This is a genomic window from Shewanella sp. SM101 (assembly GCF_025654465.1).
In the GTDB taxonomy this organism is placed as follows: domain Bacteria; phylum Pseudomonadota; class Gammaproteobacteria; order Enterobacterales; family Shewanellaceae; genus Shewanella; species Shewanella oncorhynchi.
In genome coordinates, this window is the sequence record NZ_JAKKRH010000006.1 from 179,586 (window position 1) to 204,713 (window position 25,128).

General features: G+C 44.3%; 18 protein-coding genes and 1 pseudogene. 9 read left to right on the plus strand and 10 right to left on the minus strand.

Annotation, left to right across the window (positions count from 1 at the left end):
• Nucleotides 1–77: 77 nt before the first annotated feature.
• Complete coding sequence (gene fdhF, locus L5M38_RS05340; RefSeq protein ID WP_263178513.1) at nt 78–4,343, plus strand: formate dehydrogenase subunit alpha; 4,266 nt, start codon at nt 78–80, stop codon at nt 4,341–4,343.
• Between the two features lie 120 nt (nt 4,344–4,463).
• Here fdhF and L5M38_RS05345 read toward each other — a convergent pair whose 3' ends face one another.
• From L5M38_RS05345 to L5M38_RS05365, 5 genes are all read right to left on the minus strand, one after another.
• Complete coding sequence (locus L5M38_RS05345; protein WP_263167422.1) at nt 4,464–6,128, minus strand: methyl-accepting chemotaxis protein; 1,665 nt, start codon at nt 6,126–6,128, stop codon at nt 4,464–4,466.
• A gap of 127 nt (nt 6,129–6,255) precedes the next feature.
• Entirely contained in the window at nt 6,256–7,404 is a 1,149-nt protein-coding gene (gene chrA, locus L5M38_RS05350) for a chromate efflux transporter (protein ID WP_263167424.1), read from the minus strand.
• Nucleotides 7,405–7,604: 200 nt separating this feature from the next.
• Complete coding sequence (gene rlmC / locus L5M38_RS05355) at nt 7,605–8,777, minus strand: 23S rRNA (uracil(747)-C(5))-methyltransferase RlmC (protein WP_263178514.1); 1,173 nt, start codon at nt 8,775–8,777, stop codon at nt 7,605–7,607.
• A 109-nt stretch (nt 8,778–8,886) separates the two neighbouring features.
• A complete protein-coding gene (locus L5M38_RS05360; protein ID WP_263178515.1) occupies nt 8,887–10,062 on the minus strand; it encodes a glycerol-3-phosphate dehydrogenase/oxidase in 1,176 nt (391 codons plus the stop codon).
• A 137-nt stretch (nt 10,063–10,199) separates the two neighbouring features.
• Nucleotides 10,200–10,697, minus strand: a complete 498-nt coding sequence (locus tag L5M38_RS05365; RefSeq protein WP_263178516.1) for a MarR family winged helix-turn-helix transcriptional regulator — start codon at nt 10,695–10,697, stop codon at nt 10,200–10,202.
• A 139-nt stretch (nt 10,698–10,836) separates the two neighbouring features.
• Here L5M38_RS05365 and L5M38_RS05370 point away from each other — a divergent pair, with 139 nt between their 5' ends.
• Together L5M38_RS05370 and L5M38_RS05375 are read left to right on the plus strand one after the other, a co-directional pair.
• The gene (locus tag L5M38_RS05370; RefSeq protein WP_131524696.1) at nt 10,837–11,262 is read left to right on the plus strand and encodes an organic hydroperoxide resistance protein; all 426 of its coding nucleotides are present in this window, start codon (nt 10,837–10,839) and stop codon (nt 11,260–11,262) included.
• Between the two features lie 275 nt (nt 11,263–11,537).
• The gene (locus L5M38_RS05375) at nt 11,538–12,968 is read left to right on the plus strand and encodes a cytochrome C biosynthesis protein (protein WP_263167435.1); all 1,431 of its coding nucleotides are present in this window, start codon (nt 11,538–11,540) and stop codon (nt 12,966–12,968) included.
• A 56-nt stretch (nt 12,969–13,024) separates the two neighbouring features.
• Here L5M38_RS05375 and L5M38_RS05380 read toward each other — a convergent pair whose 3' ends face one another.
• Nucleotides 13,025–15,802: a TonB-dependent receptor domain-containing protein gene (locus L5M38_RS05380; protein WP_263178517.1), complete on the minus strand. Its 2,778-nt coding sequence runs from the start codon at nt 15,800–15,802 to the stop codon at nt 13,025–13,027.
• Nucleotides 15,803–16,133: 331 nt separating this feature from the next.
• On the opposite strand from L5M38_RS05380, the gene L5M38_RS05385 reads away from it, so the two are divergent.
• Together L5M38_RS05385 and L5M38_RS05390 are read left to right on the plus strand one after the other, a co-directional pair.
• Nucleotides 16,134–18,110: an alpha/beta hydrolase family protein gene (locus L5M38_RS05385; protein ID WP_263178518.1), complete on the plus strand. Its 1,977-nt coding sequence runs from the start codon at nt 16,134–16,136 to the stop codon at nt 18,108–18,110.
• Between the two features lie 173 nt (nt 18,111–18,283).
• Nucleotides 18,284–18,469, plus strand: coding sequence for a hypothetical protein (locus L5M38_RS05390; RefSeq protein WP_028759392.1), 186 nt, complete (start codon nt 18,284–18,286; stop codon nt 18,467–18,469).
• A gap of 83 nt (nt 18,470–18,552) precedes the next feature.
• Here the strand turns inward: L5M38_RS05390 and L5M38_RS05395 are convergent, their stop codons facing one another.
• Genes L5M38_RS05395 through L5M38_RS05405 form a run of 3 tightly spaced genes read right to left on the minus strand, consistent with a single transcriptional unit; the run spans nt 18,553 to nt 19,859 of the window.
• A complete protein-coding gene (locus L5M38_RS05395; RefSeq protein WP_105250069.1) occupies nt 18,553–18,843 on the minus strand; it encodes a hypothetical protein in 291 nt (96 codons plus the stop codon).
• A 30-nt stretch (nt 18,844–18,873) separates the two neighbouring features.
• Entirely contained in the window at nt 18,874–19,443 is a 570-nt protein-coding gene (locus tag L5M38_RS05400) for a class I SAM-dependent methyltransferase (protein ID WP_263178519.1), read from the minus strand.
• 5 nt (nt 19,444–19,448) lie between these two features.
• Nucleotides 19,449–19,859, minus strand: coding sequence for a hypothetical protein (locus L5M38_RS05405; RefSeq protein ID WP_113939830.1), 411 nt, complete (start codon nt 19,857–19,859; stop codon nt 19,449–19,451).
• 498 nt (nt 19,860–20,357) lie between these two features.
• Here L5M38_RS05405 and fccA point away from each other — a divergent pair, with 498 nt between their 5' ends.
• From fccA to L5M38_RS05420, 3 genes are all read left to right on the plus strand, one after another.
• Complete coding sequence (fccA, locus tag L5M38_RS05410) at nt 20,358–22,151, plus strand: fumarate reductase flavoprotein subunit FccA (RefSeq protein WP_113939829.1); 1,794 nt, start codon at nt 20,358–20,360, stop codon at nt 22,149–22,151.
• A 257-nt stretch (nt 22,152–22,408) separates the two neighbouring features.
• Nucleotides 22,409–23,398 (plus strand): 2-hydroxyacid dehydrogenase, encoded by a 990-nt coding sequence (locus L5M38_RS05415; RefSeq protein ID WP_105250073.1) that lies wholly within the window; start codon nt 22,409–22,411, stop codon nt 23,396–23,398.
• A gap of 68 nt (nt 23,399–23,466) precedes the next feature.
• The gene (locus L5M38_RS05420; protein ID WP_263167446.1) at nt 23,467–24,204 is read left to right on the plus strand and encodes a dienelactone hydrolase family protein; all 738 of its coding nucleotides are present in this window, start codon (nt 23,467–23,469) and stop codon (nt 24,202–24,204) included.
• Nucleotides 24,205–24,378: 174 nt separating this feature from the next.
• Here L5M38_RS05420 and L5M38_RS05425 read toward each other — a convergent pair.
• A pseudogene (locus L5M38_RS05425) lies at nt 24,379–24,782 on the minus strand (DUF1801 domain-containing protein).
• A 172-nt stretch (nt 24,783–24,954) separates the two neighbouring features.
• Between L5M38_RS05425 and L5M38_RS05430 the strand changes: the two are divergent.
• Nucleotides 24,955–25,128, plus strand: a 174-nt coding sequence (locus L5M38_RS05430) for a transposase (RefSeq protein ID WP_263148818.1), incomplete at its 3' end; no start/stop codon positions are given.

Sequence of the window (25,128 nt, forward strand, 5' to 3'; positions counted from 1 at the left end):
AGGTATACTCGAAACAACCTAAGCCTGCAGCCCCGCGCTATAGCAGCTAAGCACCCTACATATAAAAAGGCCATGGGATGATAGAACTTCAAATTGATGACCAAGTGTTGTCGGTTAATCCGACCGATAACCTACTGCAAGTGGCGCATGCTGCTGGCATAGCCATACCCAGCTTATGTGATCCCAGCGCAGCCTCGCAGCAATTAGGCATTCACGAACATGCAGACAAGCAAGCATGCAATTTGTGTGTCGTCCAAATTGAGAATTCCGACGCGAGTTTGCGCTGCGTACGCGCCTGTGAAACGTCCGCCACCGTCGGCATGCGAGTCATAACTCAGTCTGAATTCTTAAGCCAAAAACGCAAACAAGCGCTGACCGAAATCTTGAGCGATCATTTTGCCGATTGCGAAGCCCCCTGCCAACAAGCATGCCCTGCGGGCGTCGATGTGCAGAGTTACCTGTATCACATCGCCCAAGGCAACCATACTGAAGCCGTTAAAGTCATTAAACAAACTTTGCCGCTGCCACTCTCCATTGGCCGTGTCTGCCCTGCTTTTTGTGAAGCACAATGTCGCCGCGGACTCGTCGATGAGCCCATTGCCATACGTCAATTAAAACGCCACGCAGCCGATCTCGACTTAGCTGATGGCGAAAAGGGCGGTACGAGTTATGTGCCGCCGCGCCAAGCCGACACGGGCAAAAAAGTCGCGATTATTGGGGCGGGCCCAGCAGGGTTAAGTGCCGGATATTACTTATCAAACCAAGGCCATAGCGTAGAGATATTCGAGGCCATGCCACAGGCGGGTGGTTGGCTGCGCTATGGCATTCCTGAATATCGTTTGCCTAAGGCGATACTCGATAAAGAAATCGAACTCTTGTGCCATAACGGCTTAACCATACACACAGACACGCGCCTCGGCCATGAGGTGCATTTAAATCAATTAGTTGAAGATTTCGATGCCGTCTGTCTTGCGATCGGCGCCCAAAAAGCCGTGCCTATGGATTATCCCGGCAGCACGCTCAAAGGTTGCTACTTAGGCGTCGATTATTTAAAAGATCATTGCCTCGACAAGGCACTCGTACTGGGCAAAAAAGTCGCCGTCATTGGTGGTGGCAATACCGCTATCGATTGCGCCCGCACTGCGGTGCGTGAAGGCAGCGATGTCACCTTAATTTACCGCCGCACCCGCGCAGAAATGCCCGCCGAAGCTTACGAGGTACACGAGGCCGAAGTCGAAGGGGTGAAGTTTCATTTTTTAACCAATCCGCTTGAAAACCATAGCGATGCGCAAGGTAGAGTCCATTCAGTCACCTTCGCTAAGATGGCACTCGGCGAAGCCGATGCTTCTGGCAGACGCGCTCCCGTTGATACCGGTGAAACCTTTACTCAAGATTTCGACACTGTGATAGCCGCAGTATCACAAACTCCCGATATGAGTTTTATGCAAGATCCCGCGAGCCACTTAAGCAATGGTGAACTCGCTCTCAGCCGCTGGAATACCTTTATTGGCTGCGAGCACACTATGTCGTCCGGGGTTGAAAAACTCTTTGTGGTGGGGGATGCGCGCCGCGGTCCTGCTACCGCAGTCGCCGCGATAGGTGATGGCCATAAAGCCGCAATCGCCATAAATAAATTGCTCAAACAAGGTCTAAGCTGTGAGCTGCATGCCACTGAATTTAATTCATCAAAAGTAATCAGCAAAGCGGTGACACAAGATTTGCCCGCAACCGATCTTTATCCCGCCGTCCCACGAAAAGCCCGTTTAACCATGCCCGAGCTGAGTGCGGTGCAGCGTCTACTCAATTACGGCGAAGTCGAGCTAGGTTTTGCTCCCGATGCCGCCATGCAAGAAGCGGCGCGATGCCTCGAATGCGCCTGCCAAGCTAATACGGATTGTAAATTAAGGGACTATGCGACCGACTACCATGTCGAACCTAAGTCACTCAACACTCAAAGCGCGCGTAAGTTTTCGGTCGACAAATCGAGTCCGTTCATTCAATTTGATGCAAATCGTTGTATTAGCTGCGGTAAGTGCGTCGATGTGTGCCAGTTGCAGAGTGGCCATTGTGCGATTCAATTTGCCCATGATTCCTATCAAGCGCTGCCGCAAGACATAAGTGAAACCGCAACGCGCCGAGCACCGAGAGTCGGCTTTAACGCCAGCATGGCCGACAGCAAATGTGTGCAATGCGGCAACTGTGTGCAGGTTTGCCCAACGGGTGCACTCGTCGATGCGCGGGATAAACGCCAAGGCGATGAAATGCCACTCAAAACCGCATCAACGATTTGTACCTATTGCGGCGTAGGCTGTCGGCTTGACCTTAAAATCGATACCAGCACGAATCAGATCCGTCATATCGAGGGCAATAAAGAGTCTGTGGTAAACCAAGGCATGTTGTGTGTGAAAGGCCGGTTTGGTTTCGATTTTATTCACAGTGAAAAACGCCTCACCACGCCACTCATTCGTAAAAATGGCCAGTTCACGCCAAGTAGTTGGCCTGAAGCCATCGCCTATGTGGCCGAAAATTTACAGCGAATAAAACAGCAACATGGCAGCAATGCACTGGCAAGTTTGGCCTCGGCAAAAGCCACTAATGAAGAAAACTTCCTCCTGCAAAAATTTGTCAGAAGCATACTCGGCACCAATAACATCGACCATTGCGCCCGTCTGTGCCATTCATCCACAGTCACTGGGCTACAGCAAAGTATCGGTAGTGGTGCCATGACCAATGACATTCCGAGCATTCAAGCATCGGATGTGATTTTTATCATAGGCTCAGACACCAGCAGTGCTCACCCGATCATCGCCTCGAAAATTAAGCAAGCCGTGGCTTTGCATGGCGCAAGATTAATGGTGGCCGACCCTAAACGTGTCGCCATTGCCGACAGTGCACAGCTTTATGTCGCCCACAGACCCGGCACAGACGTCATGCTACTCAATGCGATTATGGCAGAAATTATCCGCAACGACTGGCAGGATAAAAGCTACATTGCCGCGCGCACCGAAGGCGTGGATGCTCTCTATGCTGAACTCAAAAAAGTAGATTACAGCCTAGATAATGCAGCCTTAATAACAGGCGTTAAAGCCGAAGATATCGCCCGCATCGCCCAAACCATAGGAACGGCCGACAAAACCGCAGTCTACTATGCCATGGGCATTACCCAGCACACGACGGGACACGACAATGTCACCGCCATATCTAATCTACAACTTCTATGCGGCAATATTGGAGTTGAAGGTGCGGGGATTAACCCGCTGCGGGGACAAAGTAATGTGCAAGGTGCCTGTGATATGGGCGCACTGCCTAACTTCTTCAGTGGTTACCAAAAAGTCACCGACATTCATGCCAGAATGCGTTTCGAGGCACATTGGCAAACGCCGTTATCGGGGGAGATTGGCGTGACCGCAACCCATATGATGCATGATATTTCCAAAGGGAAAATCAAGGCTTTATATGTGATGGGCGAAAACCCCGTATTAAGCGACCCAGATCAAGCCCATGTGCTTAGGGCGCTTAATGCAATCGACTTTTTAGTGGTGCAGGACATCTTCCTCACCGAAACCGCCGAGCTTGCCGACGTGGTTCTGCCCGCCGCGGCCTTTGTCGAAAAACGCGGTCATTTCACTAATACTGAACGACGAGTGCAGCGACTCGAACAGGCCCTGCTACCGCCAGGTGAAGCCCTGCCCGATTGGCAAATTGTCCAAACCATTGCCAATGCGATGGGTGCCGCTTGGGATTACCCTAATGAAGAAGCTATTTGGCAGGAAATCAATGAGCTGACACCACAATATCGCGGCATTACTTGGCAGCGATTAAGCACTGGAGTTGACGATAAAATTCCCCAAGGTATTCAATGGCCTTGCCCTGATGAAGCTCATCCAGGTACTCCCATTATGCACCAAGGCCAATTCACCCGCGGTTTAGGCAAGTTTACGCCAGTGAGTTATCGCCTACCCGCAGAAATGCCCTGCAGTGAGTACCCGCTCACTCTGTCGACCGGACGTTTACTGGAACAGTTCCACACAGGCACCTTAACCCGTAAAACGGCTGGACTCGACTTACTCGGCTCGCCTAAAGTAATGATTTCAGTTTACGATGCCGAGCAACTCGGCATAGGCAATGGCGATAAAATCAAACTCACAACCCGTCGCGGTGAAATTGAAATCGACGCCTTTGTGACGAAAAGAGCCCAAGCTGGCGTGCTATTCCTGCCCTTCCACTTTGTGGAAGCTGCGGCAAATAAACTCACCATCAATGCGCTCGATCCTGTCGCTTTTATCCCTGAATATAAGGTCTGCTCGGTGAGAGTTGAGCGGGTTGCCGAGAAAATTGATTAGAATGAACTGACTAGGCTGGATTGACTAAAGTAAATGAATTAAGTGCTCTTCAAAAAGGTAAATAAGCCAAATAAAAACGGGAGACTTTAAGTCTCCCGTTTTTAATCAAGATTGCTGCAATTAAATCTTAAACTGGCCCACTAACTTGCCCAAGTTAATGCCTTCTTCCGAGACTGTCATACTGATCCTAGCGGCATCTTCGCTGGAATGAAGCAGCTCGTTTACAATCTCTTGAATGGCATACACGTTACGGTTAATTTCTTCGGTTACTGAGCTTTGCTCTGTCGCCGCGGCCGCAATTTGGGTACTCATATCATTAATCGCCGTTACCGCTGAAGTGACTGAACCTAAACTATCGGAAATCGTGCGAGAAGAATCCACCGAACGTACACAGCTTTGCTGACTCTCTTCCATGGCTTTTACGGCTTGGGTCACTAGCTTATGCAGTGCCGATAACATCTCGTTGATTTCTAACGTGCTGGCTTGAGTTCGACTGGCTAAATTACGCACCTCGTCGGCGACCACAGCAAATCCACGACCCTGTTCACCAGCACGGGCCGCTTCGATGGCGGCGTTCAATGCCAATAGGTTAGTTTGCTCGGCAATACCGCCAATGACAGAAAGCACGCTGTTGATCTTCTGTGATTGCTCGCTGAGTGATTTTATACTGCCTGCCGCATTGTTGATTTGCGACATTAAAGACGCAATCTCCTCAAGCGAAGCATCAACACAACGCTGTGCATTCGCCACATCACCAGTAGCAGCGTGAGTCGCTTCGGCTACTTGAGTGGTATTCTTAGCCACTTCGTTCGCAGTGGAGGACATCTCAGTGATTGCAGTCACCACCTGATCGGTTTCATTGTTATGACTCACCAACTGGCTCGACATGACTTTAGTTTGATCATGAATCGCATTGGCTGCCGTTTTTACTTTTGCCGTCGCAGTCGCAACATCGCCGATAATATGCTGAAGTTTATCGACAAAGAGGTTAAAGGAGCGCCCAAGTTGGGCAATTTCATCTTCACCTTTTACGGTAAGTCGCTTGGTTAAATCCCCTTCGCCCTTAGCAATATCATTTAAGTTATCGGCCATATTCTTGATTGGCACGACCATACGGTGGGCGGCAATCATAATGATAAAGCCAGTAATACCCGTAAGGAAAAGCGCTATCAGCAAAATCGCGAAGGATTTTTCAGTCATTTGCTCAGTCACTGTCTCACGATAATCTTCAACAACAGCTTCAATATCATCGATATATGCCCCAGTACCTAACATCCAGTCAGTACCAGGGATCATCATGGCGTAACTGATTTTTTCAATCTGTTCATTAGTATTAGGTTTTTGATAGTAATAGGAGAAACTACCATCGCCACGTTTAGCGGCATCGAGCAGACCGACGATAATTTTAGTGCCGCGAGGATCTGTCATATCCATTTTATTTTGCCCCTCTAAACTCGGTATTAGGGCATGAAAAATATTTTTCCCTTGAGAGTCATACATGAAGAAATAACCCGCACTGCCAAAACGTATGTCTCTTAGCGCTTGATTCACATTCCCTTGTTCTTTTAACGATAATTGGTAATTCACTATACCAGCGGCAATTTCGGTAGCTTCTTTGATTTGTTGTTTACGTTCACCGACGAGCTTAGATCTAAAGGTAACCACCTCATCGGCAAGCGCATCTTGCTCAACATAATAAGAAACCGACATCAACACCAATAATGCGAGGATCAAAGGAAACAGCGACAGCAATAATAATTTATTGCGCAAACTCAACTTAGACATACTTGAATGCTCCAAAGGATTACAACTTGTATCTTCGGAGTATAGCTAAGATTGTTGTATTTCTATGCGCTTAAAGTAACAAAATCTTAATCTTGCTCAATAAACATTCGATTAATAACGACTCAGTTCAAAGCATATTAAGCAGCACACCACATACACTAAAGCCTAATACCAGTTGTAGCATGGGTGGTTTAAATAACTTTAATGCACCAAAACCGAGCAATACCAAGGCCATATCTTTACCTGAGAATACCGCCTGAGAAAACACGGGTTGATAAAGTGCTGCGGCAAGTAAGCCAACAACACAAGCATTCACTCCCGCTATCGCGCCAGCAATTTTTGGTCTTGCGGCAATCGCATGCCAACTTTTCAACCCCACCAGCATGAGTAAAAAACCGGGTAAGAAAATGGCTGCGGTTGCGATGCAAGCCCCCATGAAGGGCTTATCTAACATCACTTCAGCGCCTAAAAAGGTCGCAAAGGTAAACATAGGTCCTGGCACTGCTTGGGCAAAGGCATAACCTGTCAGAAAACGATCGCCACCTATGGTATCACCCACCGCAGTTTCCAACAGAGGTAGTACAACATGACCACCACCAAATACTAAGCTCCCTACGCGATAAAACTCACCGAAGATCCAAGCTTCAGAGCCTAAATCCACGATAAAAAAACTGCCGATGAGTAACACAAAAAAGAGCAGTAAATATATATAATTCAATTTGATAGGTGCAAGCGGAGCAGTGTCATCTTGCGTCGCACTCAATTTATATATACCGATAGTCGCAGCGCCGAGTAGCAGCAGGATTTGCGTCCACATCGATGGCGCAATCAAAATTGCCGCAGCACTAACTAACATTAATAGGCGTGCGGATTTGCGTTGGCAGAACTGTTTAAACATGGCAAGAACGGCATCGGCAACCACAACGACGGCCATTAATTTAAGCCCATAAATCATCCCTTGAACATAATGATTGGCGAGCCATGCCGACGTTGTTACCGCCAGTAAGTACATCAAAATAAAGGAAGGTAGTGTAAAACCAGCAAAAGCAGCAAGCGCGCCAACAAGCCCGCCTCTTTGATAACCAATGGCGAGGCCCACTTGGCTCGACCCTGGCCCCGGCATAAATTGGCTTAAGGCAACCAGACTGGCGTAACGCTTATCATCGAGCCAACCGAGTTCATTTACGAAGGTCTGGCGAAAATAACCAATGTGCGCCGCAGGCCCGCCAAAACTCATCAAGCCCAAGGTAAAAAAGCGTAGGAAAATCTGTAGCATAAATCGCCGCCCATCAATGCATAAAGTGCTAAAGATTATGCCACTAAAAAGACACTTTGATGAAGTTTCACGCGAGCAGCGCAGATAAAAGTATTGCAAAGACTCTACATGGTAGAGTCCTTATGATTGTTTGAGCGGACTTCAAGAGTCGTAAAGCGAGTGAACACAAATGCTTAGTGATAAATTGATGAGCTAAAAAATTAATCCTTCACCAACATGACTAGTACTTCGAAGTGATCCGTGTGGGGGAATAAATCAAATAGCTGCACTTTGGTTAAGTGATAGCCTTGAATATGTTCGAGATCTTTCGCTAAGGTTTTGGGATTACAGCTTGAATAGAGAATCGCCTTAGGGGCAAACTCGCTTAAAGACTGACATAGCGCCTCGCCAATACCGCGCCTCGGCGGATTAACTATGATCAAATCCGGCTTATCGGCAGCGCTTTTACCCTTAGCAAAGTCGGTGGAATCGAGCGCCATAAATTGCACGTTTTCGAGCCCCATCATCTGCGCTGACATTTGCGCGCAGGCAATCGCTTCAGCTTCAATTTCAATCCCTGTGAGGGTAATGTCATTGGATGCACAGTGCAGTCCGAAACCGCCTACACCACAGAAGAGATCCCATAACGAATGAGGTGAAAACTCGGCAACCCATTCACGGGCAGTTTGATATAACTGAGCCGCAACGTGTGGATTAGTTTGGAAAAAGCTTTTAGGCCGAATGAACAAAGGCACATGATTAAAACGTTCTTCAAGCCTAGTATTCTCAGTTAAGAAAATCTCTTCATCACCCTCAAGTATTGCCATATGAACCGGTTGGATATTGACTGATACCACTTTTATTTGCGGATATTCAGCTAATAATGCAGGTAATTCACGTTCGATACGTTCGATACTATTGGTGGACCGCAGTACAAACCGCAGTAGATATTCACCACGCACTTGGCTGCGGGTCAGCAGAATAAATTTAAGTTCACCCTTGGCTCTATCTACCCGATAAGGAGGAAGTCCAGCCTGCTGCACAAAGCGTGTTAAGCGATGTAATAAATCTTGCATATCAGATGGATATAAAAGGCAGTCGCAAAGATCTACCGCCTCGCCACTTGGGCCCACAATCCCCAACACAGGCGCATGGGCGGCGCCTAAGGCCACCATTTTAGCTTTATTACGAAAGCCGCTGTCCTCGCCAATTACCGGCGGCTGAAAAATATCGGGCAAATTAGCTGGGATAAAAGGCGCGAGTAGTTGCTGTAAAGTTTGAGTCTTAACCGCCACTTGCTGCACCATAGGCTGTTGTATATGCCGGCAAGAAAGGCACAGACCTTGGTTAAAATAACCACATTGCTTGACGGTATTTACAATAGCAGCACTCACGGCAGATCCTAGATATCAGTAAAAAAGCGCCACACTGTAGCGGTTTTACAGGTAAAAATCACCTTGAAGCATATTCAAATCAGCATCAAGTGCATAATTCTCGGCGCACTCAAGATAGGGTGAGTTTATCAACATCAGCAATAGACTGCCGCTTACCTATGGCCTTTTCAATCCATTCAAGCACTTCGGCCGAGGTACTGCGAAACGTCGTTAACTTACCGCCATATAAACTGAGTATTCGCGGATGGGAAATCGATGTTTGCATTAAGGTATCTCGTGGTCGCTCAAAGGCTTGGCTATTTTGCTTAGGCAAGACCCGAATACCACAGAAAGTTTTGGTTATTAGCGCCTTGAGCTCATCAATATCCGGCGTTAGTGGGAAATAATGTTTGTAGATCCCCAGCAGATAATTAATTTCAGATTCGGTCGCCTCAGGCGGCTTATCTAAAGAGGTTAATTCAGTTTCTGTGGTGCCGACTAAGGTTTGACCATACCAAGGCATCACAAATATTACCCGTTTATCGAAGCATGACTCTAAGTACAAGATGCCATCGGGCGCAGGAATATCCAGTAACACATGGGCGCCTTGCACCCAATCGAGTTCAACACCCGCAAGTGGGGGCAAGACTTTGCTTAAAACAGCATTTACCCAAGGACCTGCAGCATTAATCACAAGCTTCGCTTCGGCTTTATGGATTTCGCCCCTGTGGCTAAAACTCAGCTCACAGGTCTCGCGCTTGTGTTCCAACTCAAGAAATTCAGCCTCGGCATAGACTTCAGCGCCCAGTGCCTGCGCGCTGCGCGCCACCGCTTGAGTGAGCAATTTATCGTCGGTCTGCGCATCCCAGTACTGAAATACGGCTTTTAATCCAGAGAGTTTTAATCCCTTGAAACGATGCCAATGCACAGCAGGTACTGACACAAATTGGCCTAAAGGATCAAATTCACTCAGCAGTGCATACATACTCAGTCCTGCGCGTATGGTCCAAGGACTGCGCTGACTGTTGTCGTACACGGGAATATAAAAGGGCACAGCTTTAACAAGTGATGGCGCAAGATTGAGTAAATGTCGCCTTTCAAGCAATGATTTGCGGACTAAATTAATTTGTCCGGTTTCTAAATAGCGTAAACCACCGTGGATAAGCTTGCTGGAATTAGCTGAGGTTTGGCCGCCAATTTCGCCCTTTTCAATCAGCAAGGTGGAATAGCCCGCTGCTGCCGCATATTGGGCAATACCGACACCGCTGATCCCACCGCCAATAATAGCTACATCGAAACAAGCCATAACTTACTCTCGCTAACCTTCAATAGACGACTGACCCGCTGAGCCTCAAGCATACAACCCATTACACTCAGTCGAACCGCTAATAAGCGTTAATATGTCAATAAGTTAATCTTAGATCAAATCTCGACGATAAGAGTTTAATCAATACTGGCATGTAATTGCTTAAGTGCTTGATCGCACATAGTCTTTAAGGCTTTTAGCTCGCTCGCCTCGCCGCCGACTTTACAGCGCATCAAATGGGGAATTTCACTTGCCTGTGTTTTGAGGGAAAGTCCTGTAGGCGTTAAGGCCAGCACTCTCACGCGTTCATCCTGCTCGCTACGACCACGAGTCACTAATCCTTTAGATTCTAGCCGCTTCAGCAATGGCGTTAACGTGCCTGAATCGAGGAAAAGTCTATCACCTAAGGTTTTGACACTAATCCCCTGCTCTTCCCATAGCACTAGCATGACTAAGTACTGCGGATAGGTTAGATCTAATTTGTCCAACAAAGGCCGATAGGCACGCACCATAGCATTTGCAGCACTATAAAGTGAGAAGCACACTTGATTCTCAAGACATAAAGCATTCTCTGTGCTGGTATTTTCTGCCATATCGACAGGATTAACACGGGTGTTGGGTTGAGTTGTTGCCATAGGAAGATCCGACAAATTAAATATATTGCGCACAATATACTTGCATTCACACCAAAGATCGAATTATAGTTTATCACAATTGAATTGCGCACAATTTAAATCGATTTACTTAATCCTTAACCTCAGAAGGTCTAATACTATGAAAACACTTTATGAAACACGTGCCACAGCAAAAGCGGGTCGTCAAGGTCAAGTCAGCACTGATGATGGTTTACTTGATGTCGCTTTAGCCTATCCAAAAGCCATGGGCGGTAGCGGTCTCGCCACTAATCCTGAACAACTGTTTGCCGCAGGTTATGCCGCCTGTTTCTCAAACGCCGTTCTGCACGTCGCAAAAATCGGCAAAGTGGATATTACCGAAGCGCCAGTCAGTGCAGTTGTTGGGATTGGTGCCAATGACGCCGGTGGTTTTGCATTAGCGGTTGCCTTAGAAGTCAGCTTAGATTTACCGCAAGAAGCCGCAGAAGCCCTAGTGCGTCATGCGCATCAAGTTTGTCCGTACTCGAACGCCACACGCAATAATATCGACGTGAAACTTAGCGTAAATGGCGTAACGTTAGGCTAACCATAACCCATCATCGACACCTGTTGATAACGTCAGAAATAGAGCACCCTCGGGTGCTTTATTCTTTATTAGCCAATAACGACTCAAGCTGAGAGTGAGTGTGCATCACCCCATTTTACAGGGAGATAAACTGGTTTCAGTTCCCAAAAAATTATTATTCGCGAGTTAACTAACACTTCTTAATATCTAATTTAATCAAAATGATTGATTTAAGTAGAGTAAGAGATAATCGAACCGTTTGACGATACTTAAACCCACTCTCTGTGGGAGGCGCTATGACAAAATATCTATCGAAATTATCTCTCTTTTGCTCGCTATTATTCCTCTTTGCCTTTTCTATCCCGAGCTGGGCCGAGACAACACCCTCAAGCTCAGCGGATCGAACGTGGCATTATGTGAATGATCAGGGTGAGCTCAAAATTAAGCTGTATTTCTTTTGGTCAAAAACCTGTCCGCACTGTGCAGAGGCCCATCCGTTCATTGATTCATTACCGCAAAAATACCCTTGGATTGAACTCGAATCCCATAGGGTATCAGATCCCGGCGTACAGGATATTTGGCAAAATATCGCCTCCAAAACCAGTACTGAAGCACGCTCAGTACCCTATATGGCAAGTTGTGAAAAGGCCATTGTGGGATATTCAAGTGAAGCGGTAACGGGTGAATTTTTAGTCAATCGACTGAAGAATTGTTATTTATCCCTTGGCGGTAAACTGAGCGACGCTGACCTCCCCACCAAAGGAGCCACCAGCACAACCACAAGCGCTCAAACAGATGCACCGCTCTTTGGCACTTGTGGCACAGATACTGGCGAAGGCACCTGTGATGCCACCAGCTTAAGCGAGCCCGTTGCAGAGCCAGAAGTTCAACCCGTTGAATTACCTTTAGTGGGAGTAGTGACACCTGAGACTATGTCTCTGCCGTTACTCACCTTAGTGCTCGCAGGTGTCGATGCTTTTAACCCTTGCGCCTTCTTTGTGTTGCTATTTTTACTGTCGATAATGGTTAATGCCAAGAGTCGCAGCCGCATGTTACTCGTCGGCGGGATTTTCGTATTCTTCTCCGGCTTTATTTATTTCCTGTTTATGACGGCATGGCTAAACATCTTCCAACTGCTGGGGGCAGGCAGTGATGGCGGTATGATCATTTTAGCGGCGGGTTGTTTAGCTTTGATCGCAGGAGCCATCAATATCAAAGATTACTTCTTTACTAAGGGAGAAGTGACACTATCGATGTCGGCAGAAAATCGTACGAGTCTAATAAAACGCATGGGGAAACTATCCAATTCCAGTAACTTAGGCGCGTTACTCATAGGTTCTACCGTATTAGCTATCCTCGCCAATGCCTATGAGTTACTTTGCACCGCAGGCTTCCCAATGATCTACACCAGTGTGCTATCTATGCACAATCTGCCAGACATTGAACGCTATATGTATTTGGTTTTATACAATATTGTATATGTGATCCCGCTGGCTATTATTGTTATCGTTTTCAGTGCGACCTTAGGCAAACGTAAGTTAACCGAAAAAGAAGGCCAAACCCTGAAACTTATGTCAGGCGTGATGATGTTGGGGATGGGTATCGCACTGGTTATTGACCCAACAGCACTGCAAAATGTGAGTCTAGCACTCGGATTGATTTTAGGCTCGCTCATTGCCACAGCGATTATCGTTCTAAGTCGAAAATACCTCATGACCAAAAGCTGATAGACAAAAATACTTCTAAAAAAAGTGATAGCACAAGTGCTATCACTTTTTATTGTTTAGAATTTATAACTTATTTCTGCACGATAAGCAGAGCCAATCGCGGCACCAGGGTACGAGAAGCTGTTAAAGAATGGCCATTCATCATGGGTAACATCTACTTCAGGGCGTTGATTGAAAATATTCTCACCACTAATTAATACTTTCAAATTATCAGTAAAATCATAGCCAACACTCATGTTAACCGTGTAGTAAGGATTCAAACGGTCTACTTTAATGACATCGCCAGTTTCATCATCGTAGTTTTCGGCAGGTTGCTCCCAAAGTGGAATTTCACCAATTCTATCGCCACGAACAGCAACGGACCAGTCTTGGTATTGCCAAGTCAAGACTAAGTTAGTTTTAGATCTAGGCTCATAATTATCTTTATCATCACGCAACTCTTGAATAGAAGATGCAGAATCCACTTGATATTTTGTACTTAAAATATGAGTCCATCCTAATTGAACGCCAAAGTCTCCATACTCAGTATCTAAAGTATAAAATAACTTAGCATCTAAACCACTCTGTTCATAGAGTGCTTTGTTTTCAGGATTAACCACAATAGTTTCAATATCTCCAGCATTCGGAGCACCCGCTGCAGCCCTAACTACTTTTGCTGCATTGTTAGTACATTCACTGCTAGACGGGTCTTTACCATTTCGCCCATATTTACAATCATATTCAAGATCTAATATATCTTGTTCGCTTTCATCAGAAATAATATCTTTCAAACTGATATTATAATAATCAAAAGTTAAGCTAAGATCTTTCACTGGTTCAGCAATTACCCCCACGCCCCAGTTTGTTCCCTTCTCTTCTTCTAACGTTTTACTACCAGAACGATTACCTTTTAAAGATGTCGTTTCACAAGCACTTGGACTCGGTACAAAATTAGGGTCATCATCGTGATCGTTTACACGACAATCAATATAGTCATACGCAGTAGTGAAGTAGCCTGAATCACCAGCAAAGACATAGTGCATATCTGGAGCTCTAAAGCTTTGCCCCCAGTTTGCACGGAACTTTAACTCATCCATAGCTTTATATGTCATAGTAATTGATGGGGTTAAACGACCACCAACTTCGGTAGTGCCATCGTCATACTGATCGTAGCGGGCTGCAACACCAAGATCTAAGTCTTCAATCACAGGGATCAGAAGCTCAAGACCTGCAGCATAACGACTGCGATCGCCACCACCTTCCGTACCCGTTAAGCCTTGCCATCCGTTGCCTTCAGTATTTAATGTACGGTCATCCTGTTTAAGATCATAGCCTTGCTTGTTATATTCAATAAGAGCAGCAAATCCAATAGGACCGGATGGTAATTCGAATAAATCACCATTAATTTCAGCAGATAAAGTTCTAGCATACGAATCAGCTAAAATAACTTGTGTTCCAAGTAACTGGTCCCGAATCTCTGGTGTAATTTTGTCATACAATCCTACGGGAGCATCACCATTATAAAGACCATATGGATTATCTATTTCACCTAGAAATAGTTCGGTGACTTTTTCTTCCTTCATCCAATCTCGGCTACTCTCGTAATCATAACGACTCTCCGAGTAATACACTTGCCAGTTATAGGCTGTATCAATATCACCTTTAATACCAACAGTGACATTATAACTCTGCTCATCAAATAGAGTGTTACGTTGGCCTAACTCATCAAAACTAAAAATCCTCTGTGCCAATACATAATCTCGGGTTCCTCCGAAATTACCAGAACCATCAGGAGTATTTAATAGCAAATTCTCACTATAAAAGTGACGAGAACCATAAACTGCAGAATCTATTGTTGAATACATAGTATCAGCAAAGAGTTGCATATGATCGTTGATGTCGTATGTACCAAACAAATAACCGGTTAAGGTTTCACGTTCATTTCGAATCGTATTGTCACCTGTAGTATCAACACCACAATACTTACCAAAACCATTACGATCCGCATATTCATATCCAGAACCAGAATCTACACATCCTTGTTCGCCAGGATCTCTATACTTACCAGTAAAATTATCAAGCAATAAAATCCCTCGAGAAAGAGGAGTCGCAGCGGCAGGGTTATCATCAACAGAATCCATATAATCCCGCTCATGAGAATAAATCGGATCTTGTTTATAATACTCAATGGTTCCCCCAATTGAATAATCAGACCCTGTACTGCCAGAGGTAAGACTAAACCGATTTTGAGCACCACCACCTTCTGGTGTAACACCATACATAGCAGTCACAGTTGTTGAATCTATATCCTTTTTCAAAATAATGTTTACAACACCAGCAACAGCATCTGAACCGTAAATAGCTGATGCACCTTGAGTCAGAATTTCAATTCGCTCTACCGCAGAAAATGGAATGCCACTTAAATTCACAAAATTACTTTGCCCATTATAAGGCGTAGGGTTTTCAGCAATACGTCGACCATTGAGAAGAACAAGGGTATAGCCAGGCCCAAAACCACGTAAATTGATTACATCAGCATTTGGTGTAAAACCACCTTGCGCCCCCCACTCGTTACCCTGTGCTGTTCCTGTATTTTGAGAAATACTTTGGATTGCATCGAACGCCGTTGTAAAACCCTCATTTTTCATATCTTCAGCGGTTAACACAACAACGGGCTGAGCATTTTCTAAATCAGTTCTATTAATTCGACTACCAGTAACCTCTACACGCTCAATTTTCTCATTTTTGGTTTGAGCATCTTTTTCTTCTGCAGCCCACGCGTGGCTGGCAATAGAAATCGAAGCGGTAAATAGGCCTAGTTGTATTGCTTTACAAAGCAGTGTTGTCTTATACATACATTCTCCAAAACGGCTGTTAATAACACGTAAAAAATGTTACCAGACGGATTATTTTATGTGAAAATTGCATATTCCTTGCAATCATATGTAAGGTATAGCAAAGACCACCTCATGTAAATATTTTGAGCTTAATGTTTAAAATATGTTGCCATTAAGTGTGTTTTAAGGCAAAAAAAACAAATGAAGTTATAGTAAGCTGTTGAGACGTAACAGTTCAAACAGCTGATTAATGAGTAATGCTCTGTTCGTCTGTCAATGTAATTGCGCGAGAGTACTGCCAGTTATCAAACGAAGTAAGTAGAAATAGATTCTATCGATGGAGATCCATATGACTAACATGACAAAAATACTGATTTTTCTTGGTTTAATATTAGGAAGTGGGCTTAATGCATCAGCCGCGACAAACGCACACGATCTCGCCAAGCACAGTATGTTTAATGCGATTAAAATATCTCCTAAAGGTGACTTCTTAGCCGCGACTTATCCGTATAAAAATCATAAAAGATTAGCGATTATCAATAAAAGCAATCAAAAAGTAGTTTGTAACTTTTTTTTTGGTGAAGAAGAGTCAGTCATGGAGTTTTGGTGGGCAAATGAAGAACGAGTAGTAATGACAATCTCAACCCAATCAGGACAGTATGCGACTCCATTTTTGACTGGTGAGCTATTTTCAGGCAATGCAGACTGTTCAAGTAAAATACAATTATTTGGAGTGAGGAATAAAGATTACTCAGGTGCGCAGGTTGAGAGCCTACTAATGGATGAACGCGATAACATTTTGATATCGTCTAATTTAGAAAAAAAACAATACTCTAACCTTTATAAAGTGAATATCTATACTGGGAAACGTCAATTAATTGAAAAAGCTAAATTTGAAAATGCATCGATTTTTTTAGATAATAATGATCAATGGCGAGTGAGCCAGTCCATGAAAACTGAAAGAAAAGGACTGTTAAAATCGGAGGGTGCTGGAGAAATAATTACCTATATTCGAGAAAGCAATGTTGATCAAAATGCATGGAAAGCTTTATCGTTGTCAAATATGGTTAGAACCAGCTCGACAGGGTCCAGTAATGTTATTGGATTTAGTGCAGATAACCAGTTCATATTTACCTCTGATAACATAGAGAAAAGTACTTTAGGCATATATAGAATCAAGTTAAGTACAGGTGAACGAGAGTTAATGTACCGAAATGATATAGTTGATGCTCAACCATTTATAAATGTATATACATCTGAAACAGGTAAACGTATAAGAGAAGTGGTAGGGGCCATTATTCATAATGGAATACCTGAAGTTATATTTTTTGATGAAAATTCAGAACTAGCCAAAGAGTATCGCGGGCTACAACGAGCATTTCCAAATGATTATTTACATATTACCTCTAAGACAGCTGATAACAAAAGCTGGGTGATTGAAAGTTACTCCGATGTTAATCCAGGTAAATTTTATCTTTACGATAGAGAGACTAAAAAAGTGTCTTTCCTCACAGCCTCTCGCCCTTGGATAGATGAGCAAAAAATGTCTCATAAAACTCCGATAAATTTTGTTACTCGTGATGGCTTAACAATTCATGGTTATTTAACCATACCACTGGGTGCCAAAGCTGAAAATTTGCCTTTAATTATCCATCCACATGGTGGCCCACATGGTCCTCGTGACTATTGGTTTTTTGATGATGAAGTACAGGTATATGCGAGTGCAGGATACAGTGTACTTCAGGTAAATTTTCGAGGTTCTGGCGGATATGGACGTGAGTTTGAAGATAGTGGTTACGGACAATGGGGTGGTGCAATGCAAGATGACCTGACCGATGCAACACTATGGGCAATTAAAGAAGGCTTCGCTAATAAGGATAAAATTTGTATCTCCGGATCAAGTTACGGCGGATATGCCGCTCTCATGGGTGTGGTTAAAGAACCCGACCTTTATAAGTGCGCAATTGGATATGTTGGGGTATACGATCTACCACTCATGTTCAATAAAGGCAATGTAGCTGAACGATTGGGTTGGGGTAAACGCTATATGGAACAAGCTTTTGGGGGTTCAGAAGAAACAATGAAAAAACATTCTCCCGCCTATAATGCAAGCAAAATTAAAGCCGGAGTATTCATTGTGCATGGCGGCCGTGATGAGCAGGCACATTATGAAAACGCTCATGTGATGCGAGATGCTCTAGTAAAAACAGGAAATGAACCGAAATGGTTATGGAAAAAAACAGAAGGGCATGGATTCTATAACGAAGAAAACCGCAAAGAATTATACACTGAGATGCTTGACTTTTTAAAAAAATACTTAAACTAAAAATATGTTAGCAAGTTTACGCGAACTAACTCAACATATTGAAATCATTTAAAGCATTAAAAATTAACATGCAAAAATAGATAGTACGATAGGATTGGCAAATTCATGTGTAACGACTAAAGTTAACCGTGGGTTTGCCGATAAAGGGATCCAGCTTACAATTGAGGTTAGTTATGTCAATTTCACTGAATACACAAGCTATCGCACCGAATCTAGAAAATGGTGCAATTGGCGTTAAGGTTGCTCAGTTAGCCAAAGAGCAGCAAAAAGCCGAAGGTAAAATCGCGGTAGATTTAATTGCAGCTGCGGCGCCAAAACCCGTAGGCAATGCAGGCCACAACATCAACACCACGGCCTAATTGTTAGCAATACAAAATCAAAAAAAGCGCTCTGATTATCAGGGCGCTTTTTTTTGTTATTTTCTCTAAAACGTCAGGCGAATTTAAGAAAAAGCGTTACCATTCACGTGCATAATAGTGAATGTCCACACCACAAATGCCAGTGGGATATGCACTAAGGCATAGAAACACTGATCGAGTCGTCCCATTCCTTTTGCTAACAAAATCAAATATAAGTGTAATCCAATCACCAAAGGAAATAGCGCTAACAGCGGATAGAGTGCGACAGGGTTTGCATCGGAAAATAAGCTGTGACTGAATAAAGCCCACGCCACCATAAAGGCGGTCGTCAACGGCGGCGTTGCAATGCGATATTGCTCTGGATAGGGAAACATCCTACGACCTCTGAGTCTCAATCAATAAATTTACGTTGTAGGTTTTCGCGCAATCAACTGGGCTTTATAACTGCTTTGAGTGGACTGCGGATCACATAATCGACCTTCAAAGTAATGTAAAGATTGCCAGTTAGCAAACACTGATTTGAGTTCATTTTCAGTAAGTAAGAAATCTGGGTTGCGTGGCCGACCTATCTGCGCCTGTTGCGTTGTAAAGGTTTCATAGACAATAAGGCCTGTGCTCTTAATCGCCTTAGCAATTTGTGGCAGTAATGGGCGATGCAGATAATTAAATACTAAGACAATATCGTACTCTTCAACCAGCAATAATGGTCCTACCTCAGCTTCTAAATCCCTTTGTAATTTGTAAGCATTAGCCTGATCAATGTGTGACATGGCTGACAAATCTCGATCGATAAAAGTCACTTCAGCCCCTCGCGCTAAAAACCACAAACCATTACGCCCAGAACCGCAAGCGAGATCGAGCACCTTAAGTCCATCAAAACAACTCAAGGCTAAGTTAGACACAGATGGATTAGGCCAAGCGAACTCTGTGATTAACGCGGCAGGCGTTAAAGTTGACGTATGGGTTACAGACATATCAATTAGCCCTTAATTTCTTTTTTCGAGTCAATTTGCCGACGATGCACAATAGAATAATGCCTGAGCCCTGCAGGACCATGGGACACGATCACTGACAAAAAAAGTATCACGATTAACAGCTCAGGTTTGTAATGAGCCAGCGGCACAAACAGGCCAAGCAAGCCTATTTTTACTAAAGTTAACACTCCCTTAAGCTGGATCAGCCAGCGCCAATCCCTTACGATTTCCCATAACATTAATATGCTGCCCGTCGTCATCGCGAGATACCAATAACTCAACCATTGCACTTTATTTACATCTAATAAAATGCCACCACCAACACCAACGATCCCTAAAATATGTAATGCCCTTAAACTGGTTTTACTCAAACGTTGAAACCAAAAACGTTTTTCTGATATGCCTTGTTTGTGCATTACAACCCCTTAAGAATCAATTGCGTAACATTTAATTAAAATGATAATATAATTTTATACAATAAAGGCTTTTGAAATAACATTATTTATAGAATATATAAAAATAAATAAGCCATCTCCTCAATATACAAGATTAAATTATAATATCTATAAAATACAAATAGATAAAACACACCACCAAAGCCATAATTCATGCCATTTTTATTTTATAAAGTTAAAATCAATCCATTCAATATGTTAACTCACGCATGTTATACCGTATTGAAGCAGTGATTAGCCTCAACTTCATTAATATTTCCCATCCGATTGCACATTTTAAATATGTTATTTTCGCTGTAACAAAGGTTATGTGATCTGAACACACATATACCTCTTTAGATAGTGCTAAATTTGCAAATGGAGAATGCTCTAACAGTGCGTGAGCTGCGTAAAAAATAAATATCACGCCACGATGAATAACCCTTATTAAGTAGATGAATGTACGGCGGAGGAACTATCATGTTCACAAGAAAGATTCAAAAAACAGCACTAGCCATGCTGATCTCTGGCGCTATGGCAGGTACTGCCTATGCAGCACCAGAAGTGCTAGCCGATTTTCACGGTGAAATGGGTAGCTGCGACAGCTGCCACGTATCAGACAAAGGTGGCGTCACCAACGACAACCTTACCCATGAAAATGCTCAGTGTGTTAGCTGCCACGGTGATTTAAAAGAACTGGCCGCCGCTGCACCTAAAGATAAAGTATCACCCCATAAATCTCACCTAATTGGCGAAATTGCTTGTACTAGCTGCCATAAAGGTCATGAAAAATCAGTCACCTATTGCGATGCTTGTCACAGCTTCGGCTTCGATATGCCTTACGGTGGTAAGTGGGAACGTAAGTTTGTGCCTGTTGATGCAGACAAAGCTGCTCAAGATAAAGCCATTGCCGCTGGCGCAAAAGAAACCACTGATGTCGTGATCATAGGTTCAGGTGGTGCAGGTCTTGCTGCAGCCGTTTCAGCCCGTGATGCAGGCGCTAAAGTTATCCTGCTTGAAAAAGAACCTATCCCAGGCGGAAACACTAAACTTGCTGCTGGCGGTATGAACGCTGCAGAAACTAAGCCACAGGCCAAACTAGGTATCGCAGACAAGAAACAAATCATGATCGACGACACCATGAAAGGTGGTCGCAATATTAACGATCCTGAACTGGTCAAAACCTTAGCCAACAACTCATCAGACTCTATCGATTGGTTAACCTCTATGGGTGCCGATATGACTGACGTAGGTCGTATGGGTGGCGCAAGTGTTAACCGTAGTCACCGTCCAACAGGCGGCGCTGGCGTGGGTGCACACGTAGCACAAGTTCTATGGGACAATGCAGTGAAACGTGGTACTGACATCCGCTTAAACAGCCGTGTAGTACGTATTCTTGAAGATGCGAGCGGTAAAATTACCGGCGTATTGGTGAAGGGTGAATACACAGGTTATTACGTTGTCAAAGCTGACGCTGTCGTTATCGCAGCGGGTGGTTTTGCGAAAAATAACGATCGTGTAGCTAAGTACGATCCAAAACTGAAAGGCTTTAAAGCGACTAACCACCCTGGTGCTACAGGTGATGGCTTAGACGTGGCATTGCAAGCGGGTGCTGCAACTCGCGACTTAGAATTTATTCAAGCTCACCCAACTTACTCACCTGCTGGTGGTGTAATGATCACCGAAGCGGTACGTGGTAACGGTGCGATCGTGGTTAACCGTGAAGGTAACCGCTTTATGAACGAAATCACCACCCGTGACAAAGCGTCTGCCGCGATTCTGCAACAAAAAGGCGAAAGTGCTTATTTGGTATTCGATGACTCTATCCGTAAGAGCTTAAAAGCTATCGAAGGCTATGTGCACCTGAACATTGTTAAAGAAGGCAAAACAATTGAAGATCTGGCTAAACAGTTAGATATTCCAGCGGCCGAACTCGCTAAAACAGTGAAAGCTTATAATGGCTTTGTTAAATCAGGTAAAGATGCTCAATTTGAACGTCCTGATTTACCACGTGAATTAGTTGTTGCACCTTTCTACGCTCTCGAAATCGCGCCAGCAGTTCACCACACTATGGGTGGTGTTGTGATCGATACTAAAGCCGAAGTGAAGAGTGAAAAAACGGGCAAACCTATTGATGGTTTATATGCAGCAGGTGAAGTCACAGGTGGCGTTCACGGTGCTAACCGCTTAGGTGGTAATGCTATTTCCGATATCGTTACTTATGGCCGTATCGCGGGTGCATCTGCAGCTAAATACGCTAAAGACAAAAAGTAAAATGCAATAACGGAGGGTTAAAGGACTAACCCTCAGCTCATATAGTACGACTTTCAATATGAGAGCCCTAGCTTGAACACTTCAAGTAAAAGCAGTCAATCAATAAGCGAGCCGTCAGGGGCTCGCTTTTTTATTCCCAATTGATGATAAAGCTCACTCTTTTAACGGGGAATTTTCTAAGGCTAAGGACAAAAAGCCCTAACTCACTTACACTCTTTGCCAGATAATGACATCAGCAAACCCGTTAGGTGACTGAAATGAGAATTGGATTTTTTAGCGCAAAACATTACGACATGCAGCACTTTAACCGCACAAATGCTGCGTTTGGTGCACAAATTGAGTACTTCGATTATCGCCTCTGCATGCAAACAGTGAAGCTTGCCGAAGGTTTTGAAATTGTCTGTGCCTTTGTCAACGATTCACTCTGTGAAGAAGTTCTGGTCGAACTCGCTAAGGGTGGCACAAAAATTATCGCCATGCGCTGCGCTGGCTTTAACAACGTCGATTTAGTTGCCGCTAAACGCTTAGGCATGCAAGTCGTTAACGTACCAGCTTATTCTCCTGAATCCGTGGCCGAACATACAGTCGCACTGATGTTGACACTGAATCGAAAAATCCACAAAGCTTACCAACGCACCCGCGATGCCAACTTCTCCCTCGAAGGCTTAGTCGGCTTTAACATGTTCGGCAAAACCGTCGGCGTGATTGGTACAGGTAAAATCGGCGTAGCAACCATCAAGGTATTGCTCGGTTTTGGCTGTAAAGTCATTGCCTTCGATCCCTTTATCAATCCGGCTGTCATCGCGCTGAATGTTGAATATCAAGATCTCGACTCTATTTATGCCAACAGCGATATCATCAGCTTGCATTGCCCGTTGACCGCGGATAACCGTCATTTACTAAACCAAGCCAGTTTCGCCAAGATGAAACCCGGTGTCATGGTGATCAACACCAGCCGCGGTGGTTTACTCAATGCTTTCGACGCAATGGAAGCATTAAAACTGGGGCAAATCGGCTCGCTTGGGCTCGATGTATATGAAAACGAAAAGGGCCTGTTCTTCGAAGACAAATCGAATGAAATTATTCAAGACGATGTATTCCGTCGTTTATCAGCCTGCCATAACGTGATTTTCACGGGTCACCAAGCCTTCCTCACCGAAGAAGCCCTAGGCGCCATTGCCAAAACGACCTTGAGCAATATAAAAGCACTATGTGCCGGTGAACTCTCAGGTAACGAATTGTTTTAACTGACAGATAAAATCCTGACTGCTAAAGTGAGGCTTCAACGTTTGAAGCCTCATAGAGGAATATAAATATGTTAGTGACTCAGGAAATTCAGGATATCTCCACGCCTTCAGGGCTAATGCGCACCTATATCTATCGCCCAGAAGCACAGGGAATATTCCCAAGTATCATCTTTTATTCCGAGATATTTCAGCAAACTGCGCCCATCGCCCGCACCGCTACTATTCTTGCTGGCCACGGTTTTGTGGTGTTAGTACCCGAAGTGTTCCATGAACTGAATCCTTTAGGCACAGTGCTGGCCTATGATGAATCAGGTAAAGATAAAGGTAACGCCGATAAATTTGCCAAACCCCTAGAACACCACGATAGCGATACCCAAGCACTGATCGATTTTGCCACTCAACAAACTTACTGCAATGGCAAAGTTGGCTCTATGGGCGTGTGTATCGGCGGCCACTTAGCCTACCGCGCCGCACTCAACCCCGCTATTTTAGGTGCATTTTGCCTTTATCCTACCGACATTCATTCCAACACCCTACCCTGCGCTTACGGCAATGACTCATTGAGCCGCAGCGGTGATATTCAAGGGGAATTAGTGTTAGTGTTCGGCAAGCAAGATCCCCACGTATCCGCGGAAGGCCGAGTACTAATCCACCAGCAATTAATGGCGCTGAACCGTAACTTCACTTGGCTTGAAGTCAACGCCCAACACGCCTTTATGCGTGATGAAGGCGATAGATATGATCCGGCTTTAGCGCTGCAAATGTACTTACAAGCGACGGCATTTTTTCACAGGGTGCTACGATAATTGCCTTTGAAGAATCCTACCGCCACAAGTTAGAAGCCTTTATTGCATAGTTCAAATAGTACTGCAGGTTGTACAAAACACACTTAACTAGCAAAATTCACGCTTAATGAAACAGACTAAAACCTTAACTCGCGTTAAGGTTTTAGTGATTCATCACCTTTTTATTTAATGAAACTAAGCTCCTAGTAAAGGTAGATGTTTGATACTTTTGTATGTCAACGATAATTCAATACATTGGGAAATCGCAGATTCTGGTAGGGGATCATGAATATTTAACACTATGGTTCGATTCCCTTCAAACTGCAGTATGTCTGAATAGAGCTCTCGAAATGTATCAACTAGCTGAGTTTTACAATTAAAGAATAGGTAATATTGTTCGGGATATTTAGGCTTCCAGTCAAACCTTACTGTGCTTCCATTTTTAACTGAATAACTCGGCTCACCCCATTTTAAGCTCTCTTCCACCGCACCTAAATCCTGCACTTCGGCAATCGAAAAAATCAAAATTCGAATCCGCAATAGCAAGGGCGCTATATGCGCAGGATAGCCTTCAAACTTTTCTGTACTTCCGCTTGCATGCTCTCATCCTCCAATTTATGCAATGCCGAATCATCATATCTGTAAAACAAAAAACTATGCAGCGGGCCCACATGGTTGAACTTCCAAACCCTTAGTATGTAGTGGCACACTAATTTTGGCCACCTAAATAGAGGTGATATTATTACCTCGTAGATGACTTTAGGTGAACACATGAGATCGACAACCAGAAAAACATTTAGTGCTGAATTCAAACTTGAAGCAGCCCAATTAGTCCTCGATAAAAACCATAGCATCATCGAAGCTGCAAAGGCGATGAACGTAGGTAAGTCCACTATGGATAAATGGGTGAGACAGTTAAAACTAGAACGCCAGGGTGGCACACCA

Coding starts and splice junctions, on each gene's coding strand:
- L5M38_RS05395 (WP_105250069.1), bottom strand. CDS start 18,843: ATGTTTCCCTATCCAGAGCAATATCGCATTGCAACGCCGCCGTTGACG.
- L5M38_RS05390 (WP_028759392.1), top strand. CDS start 18,284: ATGTCAATTTCACTGAATACACAAGCTATCGCACCGAATCTAGAAAAT.
- L5M38_RS05405 (WP_113939830.1), bottom strand. CDS start 19,859: ATGCACAAACAAGGCATATCAGAAAAACGTTTTTGGTTTCAACGTTTG.
- L5M38_RS05345 (WP_263167422.1), bottom strand. CDS start 6,128: ATGTCTAAGTTGAGTTTGCGCAATAAATTATTATTGCTGTCGCTGTTT.
- fccA (WP_113939829.1), top strand. CDS start 20,358: ATGTTCACAAGAAAGATTCAAAAAACAGCACTAGCCATGCTGATCTCT.
- L5M38_RS05360 (WP_263178515.1), bottom strand. CDS start 10,062: ATGGCTTGTTTCGATGTAGCTATTATTGGCGGTGGGATCAGCGGTGTC.
- L5M38_RS05420 (WP_263167446.1), top strand. CDS start 23,467: ATGTTAGTGACTCAGGAAATTCAGGATATCTCCACGCCTTCAGGGCTA.
- L5M38_RS05415 (WP_105250073.1), top strand. CDS start 22,409: ATGAGAATTGGATTTTTTAGCGCAAAACATTACGACATGCAGCACTTT.
- L5M38_RS05400 (WP_263178519.1), bottom strand. CDS start 19,443: ATGTCTGTAACCCATACGTCAACTTTAACGCCTGCCGCGTTAATCACA.
- L5M38_RS05365 (WP_263178516.1), bottom strand. CDS start 10,697: ATGGCAACAACTCAACCCAACACCCGTGTTAATCCTGTCGATATGGCA.
- L5M38_RS05375 (WP_263167435.1), top strand. CDS start 11,538: ATGACAAAATATCTATCGAAATTATCTCTCTTTTGCTCGCTATTATTC.
- L5M38_RS05385 (WP_263178518.1), top strand. CDS start 16,134: ATGACTAACATGACAAAAATACTGATTTTTCTTGGTTTAATATTAGGA.
- chrA (WP_263167424.1), bottom strand. CDS start 7,404: ATGCTACAGATTTTCCTACGCTTTTTTACCTTGGGCTTGATGAGTTTT.
- L5M38_RS05370 (WP_131524696.1), top strand. CDS start 10,837: ATGAAAACACTTTATGAAACACGTGCCACAGCAAAAGCGGGTCGTCAA.
- fdhF (WP_263178513.1), top strand. CDS start 78: ATGATAGAACTTCAAATTGATGACCAAGTGTTGTCGGTTAATCCGACC.
- L5M38_RS05380 (WP_263178517.1), bottom strand. CDS start 15,802: ATGTATAAGACAACACTGCTTTGTAAAGCAATACAACTAGGCCTATTT.